Source organism: Arthrobacter sp. H14, assembly GCF_000520495.1.
Classification (GTDB): domain Bacteria; phylum Actinomycetota; class Actinomycetes; order Actinomycetales; family Micrococcaceae; genus Arthrobacter_C.
The window spans coordinates 1-7,282 of sequence record NZ_AZRX01000460.1 but is presented as its reverse complement, the minus strand read 5'-3'; the positions used below and the strand labels follow the sequence as shown (position 1 = coordinate 7,282).

The window sequence follows — 7,282 nt, the reverse complement described above, 5'->3', positions numbered from 1 at the left end:
TGCCCGTCATCCTCAGCACCGAAGGCCGGATCCTGGACGCCGGTCCCGGTCAACGCCTCTTCCCGCCGCACCTGCGTAAAGCGGTGATCGCCCGCGATGGCGGGTGCGCGTTTCCCGGCTGCTACATGCCCGCCGCCTGGTGCGAAGCCCACCACATCGACTATTGGTCGAAGAACGGTGCCACCAGCACAGACAACGGCCTCCTGGCGTGTTCGTTCCACCACCACTTAATTCATAAGGAAAAATGGCGGATCCACGTCGAAAACGGAGTCCCCTGGTTCATCCCGCCCCAATACGTCGACCCATACCAAAAACCATTGCGCAATCATTACTTCGACCGGCGACACCATACGCACGGCCACCACCAACCACGCCTCCCACTACCCGCCACCGGATAGAGCCATGCACACACCCCTGTCTTGCGGCAGTAGACTTCCACGGTCGCAGCGACGTCCTGGATGTCTGCGTCCATGCATAAAACGTGGCTGCGGGATGTCTGCTGAAATCGAACGCTCCACGTCACCGCTGGGAATCGATGGCCTCGCTTCAGTGCCCGTCGAGAATTTCGCGGACTTCCTCGTTGGTGGTCTGCGTGAATTTTTCGTAGGCGGAGCCGACCGAGCCCAGATCGTCGGTCGCCCAGGTGCAAATGACGTCGTCGGCCAGCTCCTGCAATTCGGTGCAAGTCTGCCGGGCACCTACGGGGATGGCAGCAACCAATCGTCCGGGCGAGTAGCGGCGGGCGGCAATCAATGCAGCCTTCATCGTCGAACCTGTGGCGAGCCCGTCGTCGACGATAATCACAGCGCGCCCAATGAGATCAACGGGCGGACGGCCGCTGCGGTACGTTTCTTCCCTTCGCAGGAGTTCTTCACGTTCCGTTGTAGCGACCGTGTCGAAGGCGCCACCGGGCTTATCCGCTCCCGGCAATTGCTCCAGTACGGTATCGTTTCGCACTACTTCAACAGTGTCGGCCAGCAGGGCAAGCGCTCCCATGGCCAGTTCCGGATGCGCCGGAACACCAACCTTGCGGACGACCAGGACATCGAGTTCGGCACCCAACGCCTCCGCCACCTCGGCCGCCACCGGCAGGCCGCCGCGCGGAAGAGCGAGGACCAACGGACGCCCTTCCGTGGGCCGATCGGGTGCTTCTTGAGCCAATGCCTGCTTCACGTCGGCGGCAAGGGCCTGGCCGGCCTCCTGCCGGTCCCGGTAACGTTGCCTCATTATTCTGCACCCACTTTTGTATCTTGCAGGACCTTTCTCCCCCGGCGGTACCTGTCAGCTCTTCGGTTTGGAGGGCTTGACCGCCGGGTGCCGGATCAGTTTTTTGTTGACGAATTCGTCCATGCCGTACTTCGCAAGCTCGCGGCCGACACCGGAGCGCTTAACCCCGCCGAAGGGCAGATCAGCCTGGGTACCCGTGACGCTGTTGATCCAGACCATGCCATTCTCCAGCCGCCCCGCGACTTCCTTCGCCTTGCCGACATCGGTACTGAAGACCGATCCGCCGAGCCCGAATGGCGAGCTATTGGCCAATTCGACGGCTTCGTCGGCATCGGAGACCTTATAGACGACGGCGGCTGGGCCAAAAAGCTCCTCCTTATAGGCCCGCATTTCGGGAGTCACATCGGTGAGAACGGTCGCCTCCACGTACGCTCCCGGCGCGTCGATCCGATTGCCGCCGGTGCGGAGGGTGGCGCCCTTATCCACCGCGTCCTTGATCTGCTCCAGCAAAGTCTCGGCAGCCGACTCCGAGGAGAGTGGGCCGAACCTGGTCTCCGGCTTGGCCGGGTCATCAGGCTTCAACTTGGCCATTTTTGCAGTTAACTTCTCGACGAAGTCATCGTAGTAGTCCTCCTGCACGATGAACCGTTTGGCAGCGGTGCAAGCCTGTCCGGCGTTGCCCATCCTCCCGGCAACGGCGGCCTTGACCGTGCCGTCCAAGTCCTCGCTGTCAAGCACGATAAACGGATCCGAACCACCAAGTTCGAGTACGTACTTCTTCAAATTGCGGCCTGCAACTTCGCCGACAGCCGCGCCGGCGCGTTCACTTCCTGTGAGCGAAACACCATGGATCCGCGGGTCGGCGATCATGTCTGCAATCTGATCCTTGGTCGCGAAGATGTTGATGTAGGCGCCCTCGGGCAGGCCAGCATCCTTGAAGAGCTGCTCCATGGCGAGGGCGGACTGCGGGCAGTTCTCCGCGTGCTTGAGCAGGATTGTGTTACCAAGCATCAGGTTCGGTGCGGCAAAGCGTGCAACCTGATAGTAGGGGTAATTCCAAGGCATGATGCCTACCAACGGGCCGATCGGCTCAGTCCGGACTACGGCTTCGCCACCGCCCATCGCATTCAGGTATTCGTCCTCCATGAACTGGGGACCTTTAGTGGCGTAGTACTCATAAATGTTGGCCACCAAGGCAACTTCGCTCTGCGCTTCGCGGACGGTTTTGCCCATCTCCAGGGTGATCAGCGATGCGAGCTCTTCCTTCCGCTCGTTGTACAGTTCCGCCGCGCGGGAGATGATCCTGGACCGTTCCTCGATTGGCACATTCCGCCATGTGTTGAATGTGTCATGCGAGGTGGCAAGAACATTCTGGATCTCTGCATCCGTAGTTTCGGGAAACTCCTCAAGGGTTTCACCAGTTGCGGGATTGACGGTCTTGTACGAAGTCATATCTTCACCGTACCCGGTAATAAGGGTACTTTGTATAGGAAAGAACGATTCGTTCCCGAGCCGGTCCGCATCGTGCGAAACCAACTGCTCACCCGGCGTCGCCGAACGGATTTACTGCCCGGAAAGACCGTCATCTCAGGAGGATGCAATGAACCAGGAATCGGACAAGAAGGTCGACGACGACAGCGCCACGGATTCCAAGGGGACGAAGGACTCCGGTGGTACGATTCCCAATCCAAAGGACGGCGTCGGAGCAACATCGACCGACGATGCGAACACCTTCGAGGAAGAGGAAGATCCCGAACACGGGCCCGAGGATGCCAAAGACAGGCGGGACGGCGACGACGGCAGCTAAGCCAGATCATGTGGATCGGCTGGATTGAGCTTGATCTGCTGCTCGGGGATGTCCATTCCCTGAAGGGGAAGCGCTCCATCGTCCGGCCGCTGGTCAGTGACGTCAAGCGCAAATATTCGGTTTCCGCCGCGGAGGTGGATGCCCAGGACCTGTATCGCCGCACGGTGATCGGCGCCGGACTGGTCGCCGACAGCCGGGCTCACATCGTCGAAGTCCTCGATGCAGTGGAGCAGTTCGTGGCGTACCGTCCGGAGCTCGAACTATTGAGCGCACGACGCCGGATTGTTTCCAGTGCCGACGACTAGGGACGGGAACATTTTTGGAGGCGGCCCTGTTGTATCAGTAGATGCATATGCATGTAAGTGGATCGCGGGACTAGTCTTGAACCAGAGGCAATACGGCAACGACTGCATTCCCTAAGGCCCCGCGCATAGCCCACCGTTCCGACAGCCGAGAAAGGACTCCCCATGCAAATCGGTATCTTCACCGTCGGAGACGTGACGCCTGATCCGGCCAACGGCACGGAACCGACCGAACATGAGCGTATCAAGGCGATGGTGAAGATCGCCAAGCATGCCGAGGATGTGGGACTGGACGTCTTTGCCACCGGCGAGCACCATAATCCGCCGTTCGTACCGAGCTCTCCGACGACGATGCTCGGCTACATCGCGGCACAGACCGAGCGGCTCATCCTCTCAACGTCGACGACGCTGATCACCACGAACGATCCGGTAAAAATCGCCGAAGATTTCGCCATGCTCCAGCACCTCGCCGATGGGCGCGTCGATATCATGATGGGCCGCGGCAACACTCCCCCGGTCTATCCCTGGTTCGGCAAGGATATCCAGAAGGGCATTGAACTTGCGGTGGAGAATTACCACTTGCTGCGCCGGCTCTGGGACGAGGAAGTCGTGAACTGGCAGGGGCAGTACCGGACGCCGCTGCAGGGTTTCGTTTCGACACCCCGCCCGCTCGATGATGTCCCGCCGTTTGTCTGGCACGGTTCGATCCGCAGTCCGCAGATCGCCGAACAGGCCGCGTACTACGGCGACGGATTCTTTGCCAACAACATTTTCTGGCCGAAGGAGCACTACGTTCAGCTCATCCGGCTCTACCGGGAGCGCTACGAGCACTACGGGCACGGCTCGGCGGATCAGGCCATCGTCGGCCTCGGCGGACAGGTGTTTATGCGCAAGAACTCGCAGGACGCCGTCAACGAATTCCGCCCTTACTTCGACAATGCGCCGGTCTATGGCCACGGCCCCTCGCTGGAGGACTTCACCTCACAGACACCGCTGACCGTCGGCAGTCCGCAGGAAGTTATCGACAAGACACTGACCTTCCGGGAGTACTTCGGCGACTACCAGCGCCAGCTTTTCCTGATGGACCATGCCGGCCTGCCGCTGAAGACAGTGCTTGAACAGCTGGATCTGCTGGGCTCCGAGGTCGTGCCGACCCTGCGGAAGGAATTCGCGGCCCGCAAACCGGTCCATGTTCCGGAGGCCCCAACGTTTGAGAGCAGGAAGGCGGAGCGTGAGAAGCAGCAACAGTCCCTTAGCTGATACTGACAACGCAATTAATACTGATAACGACGGCGGCATGGCAGCCGGGGGTGCGGCGGTACCGGGAACTATGGCCGGGCCGCTTCCCGGGGCTGCGCATATGCGCGCGGCCACTGATGCCTGGGAGTCGCTGTTCCGTGCCCAGGTATCCGTGATGCGGCTGCTCCAAGCCGACACGGCGTTCCGGGATCTGAACATGCGCGAGTACGACGTCTTGTTCAATCTCTCGCGCTGCCCCACCGGCTGGCTGCGGCTCAACGATTTAAATTCGCAGCTCTTGATGAGCCAGCCGAGCCTGAGCCGGATGGTTGACCGGCTTGAAGCCCGCGGCCTGCTGGAACGGAAGCAAGCGCCGGAGGATCATCGTGGCGTGCTGATTGGCCTGACAGAAGAAGGCGCCGAGCTGCAGAAGTCCATTGGACGCGAACACGTGCGCAGCATCGGCCGGATTGTCGGTGGAGCTTTGAGCCCGGAGGAACTCATCCAGCTCGAAGCGCTGACGATGAAACTGCGTGCGAATATCCGGTGACTGCCGCGCCCGGTGCTCAACGCAATTGGGTGAGGCTGCCGGCGTCGTCCATGGGCAGTTCATTGACGGTGGCGGTGACACCAACCTCCTGCAGCTGCAGCCGGCCACCGACGGTGGACAGGAACGCGGTGTCGGAGGCGTCGCGGCCGGTGGTGATGCGAAGCATTGACTCCCGCGGGGCGAGGCCGGTCGCATCGATTACGTGCCACACGCCGTCGACATAAGCCTCAACCACAGCGTGAAAGTCCATCGGGCTGAGCCCGGGTGCATACACGGCGGCCAACCGGGCCGGAATGTCCTTGGCACGCAGCAGCGAGATGACCAGATGAGCGTAATCGCGGCAGACGCCCTGGCGGCCAAGGAAAGTTTCGACCGCGCCATCGGTGGGCCGGGACGACCCGGCGACGTAGCTCAATTCCCGGTTCACCCACTGGCGCACGGCGACCAGCAGGTCCATACCCTGCATGTCGCCGAATTCCGCGAAGGAGACGGGCAGCAAGCGGTCCGATTCGCAGTAGCGGCTCGGCCGGACGTAGCGGATCAGATCCATCTCGTCGATGGGCTCGGGCCGTTCGGTGCCCGCGATCGCAGCACTGTAGTCCACGACGACTTTCGCGGGCTTTTCCAACGTGATGGTGTGCATCCGGCCGCCATGCAGATCAGCCACTTCATGCATCCTCGCGGGCACACCGTCGACCGTGACATAAAGCGTTTCGTCAATGGAATGAAATCCCTTGTTCCTGGCAGCCGCCACAGCCATCGCAATGGACGTATTGTGTGTGGTGGTGAAGGCCAGGTGGGCCGAAACGACGCGTTCCATCGGCAATGTGCTCCTTGGGGTGCGGGTTGGATGTGGACGGTTCCGTGGACTGTGTCGGAAACGGCTGAATCCATTCCCCAGCCTACCCGCCTATGCTGAGAGGAACCGAACAGGAGATCTGCGTGAAATCTTTCCGCCCCGGCGATATTCCGGACTTGACCGGCCGACGTGTGATTGTCACCGGCGCCAACAGCGGCCTCGGGCTGCAAACCAGCCTGGCGCTGGCCGCCAAGGGTGCGGCCGTAACGCTGGCCTGCCGGAATATGGACCGCGGCACCCGCGCGTTGGAACATGTCCGCGAAGCCACCGAGTCCACTGTCTGCGACGCGCGTGAGCTGGACCTGGCGAGTCTTGATTCCATCCGGTCCTTCGCCGCCGGATGGGAAGGTCCGCTGGACATACTGGTCAACAATGCCGGGGTGATGGCCACACCCCTGACCCGCACTGCAGACGGATTTGAGCAGCAGCTTGGCATCAATCATCTGGGCCATTTCGCCCTCGGCGGGCTGCTGTTGGAGAACCTCCGCCAGGCAGGCAGCGCGCGGGTTGTCGCCGTGTCGAGTCTGGCCCATAAGCGCGGTTCCATTGATTTCTCCGATCTGAACAGCGAGAGCCGCTACCGGCGGTGGAGCGCCTACGGCCAGAGCAAGATTGCCAATTTGTATCACACCGTCGAGTTCAGCAAGCGCCTGCAGGCCCGCGGCGAGGACATTACCGCCGTCGCCGCTCATCCGGGATTGGCGAGCACCAGGTTGTTCGCCAACACCGGCGGCCGGCGTCCCGCAGCGGACGTGATGGCCGGATTCGTCCGGTTGATGGGCCAGTCGGATTCGGCCGGTGCACTGCCGATCCTTTACGCCGCCACCGCTCCGGAAGTCCAGGGCGGGGATTTTTACGGGCCCGACGGCGTTGGCGAGCGGCGCGGCAATGTTGCCTTGGTCGCTCCGGTACAGCAGGTACTCGATGAGGAAACCGGACGCCGGCTGTGGGAAAAGAGCGAAGAACTCACCGGCGTCAGGTATCCGGACCTCGCGGCCGTCTGAGGCCCTAAATTCACTTGAGATTTGGGGTGATTTGAGGACCCGCCGGCTGGTCCTCGAGCGGGCCAGCGGCGCCTAAGCCTCGATCCACCGATCAGCAGCTGAGGTAGCCGCGGAACGGGAACTGGCTATTCCAGCGGCTTGAGGGCGCTGCGGAGCTATCGGCCTCGCTGCCGGGAGCGTTCCACTTGTTTCTTTCGTGTCGGTCGGACGGGGTCGAAGCCGGTCAGACCGGGGCTGTGGCTGACGGTTTCAGCATGGCTGTGAACAGGTCGGTGAACGCTGTTTCCCAGGGCC

General features: G+C 61.7%; 8 protein-coding genes. 5 read left to right on the top strand and 3 right to left on the bottom strand.

Annotated elements, in window-relative coordinates; all coding sequences use genetic code 11:
• Positions 1–546: 546 nt before the first annotated feature.
• Both Y707_RS0101315 and Y707_RS0101310 read right to left on the bottom strand, forming a co-directional pair.
• A complete protein-coding gene (locus Y707_RS0101315; RefSeq protein WP_026533779.1) occupies positions 547–1,227 on the bottom strand; it encodes a phosphoribosyltransferase in 681 nt (226 codons plus the stop codon).
• Positions 1,228–1,281: 54 nt separating this feature from the next.
• Positions 1,282–2,679 (bottom strand): NAD-dependent succinate-semialdehyde dehydrogenase, encoded by a 1,398-nt coding sequence (locus Y707_RS0101310; RefSeq protein ID WP_026533778.1) that lies wholly within the window; start codon positions 2,677–2,679, stop codon positions 1,282–1,284.
• A 148-nt stretch (positions 2,680–2,827) separates the two neighbouring features.
• Here Y707_RS0101310 and Y707_RS22465 point away from each other — a divergent pair, with 148 nt between their 5' ends.
• The 4 genes from Y707_RS22465 (at position 2,828) to Y707_RS0101290 (ending at position 5,125) form a co-directional block, all read left to right on the top strand.
• A complete protein-coding gene (locus tag Y707_RS22465; protein WP_035779819.1) occupies positions 2,828–3,034 on the top strand; it encodes a hypothetical protein in 207 nt (68 codons plus the stop codon).
• Positions 3,035–3,042: 8 nt separating this feature from the next.
• Positions 3,043–3,339 carry a DUF503 domain-containing protein gene (locus Y707_RS0101300; protein ID WP_026533777.1) on the top strand — a complete coding sequence of 99 codons (297 nt, stop codon included), beginning with the start codon at positions 3,043–3,045 and terminating at the stop codon, positions 3,337–3,339.
• Between the two features lie 162 nt (positions 3,340–3,501).
• Positions 3,502–4,596: an LLM class flavin-dependent oxidoreductase gene (locus Y707_RS0101295; protein WP_026533776.1), complete on the top strand. Its 1,095-nt coding sequence runs from the start codon at positions 3,502–3,504 to the stop codon at positions 4,594–4,596.
• 70 nt (positions 4,597–4,666) lie between these two features.
• Positions 4,667–5,125, top strand: a complete 459-nt coding sequence (locus Y707_RS0101290) for a MarR family winged helix-turn-helix transcriptional regulator (RefSeq protein WP_026533775.1) — start codon at positions 4,667–4,669, stop codon at positions 5,123–5,125.
• A 16-nt stretch (positions 5,126–5,141) separates the two neighbouring features.
• Here the strand turns inward: Y707_RS0101290 and Y707_RS0101285 are convergent, their stop codons facing one another.
• On the bottom strand, positions 5,142–5,945 hold the full coding sequence (locus Y707_RS0101285) for a transglutaminase-like domain-containing protein (protein ID WP_026533774.1): 804 nt from the start codon (positions 5,943–5,945) through the stop codon (positions 5,142–5,144).
• A 122-nt stretch (positions 5,946–6,067) separates the two neighbouring features.
• Between Y707_RS0101285 and Y707_RS0101280 the strand changes: the two genes are divergently transcribed.
• On the top strand, positions 6,068–6,988 hold the full coding sequence (locus Y707_RS0101280; protein ID WP_026533773.1) for an oxidoreductase: 921 nt from the start codon (positions 6,068–6,070) through the stop codon (positions 6,986–6,988).
• The last annotated feature ends 294 nt before the right edge of the window (positions 6,989–7,282 follow it).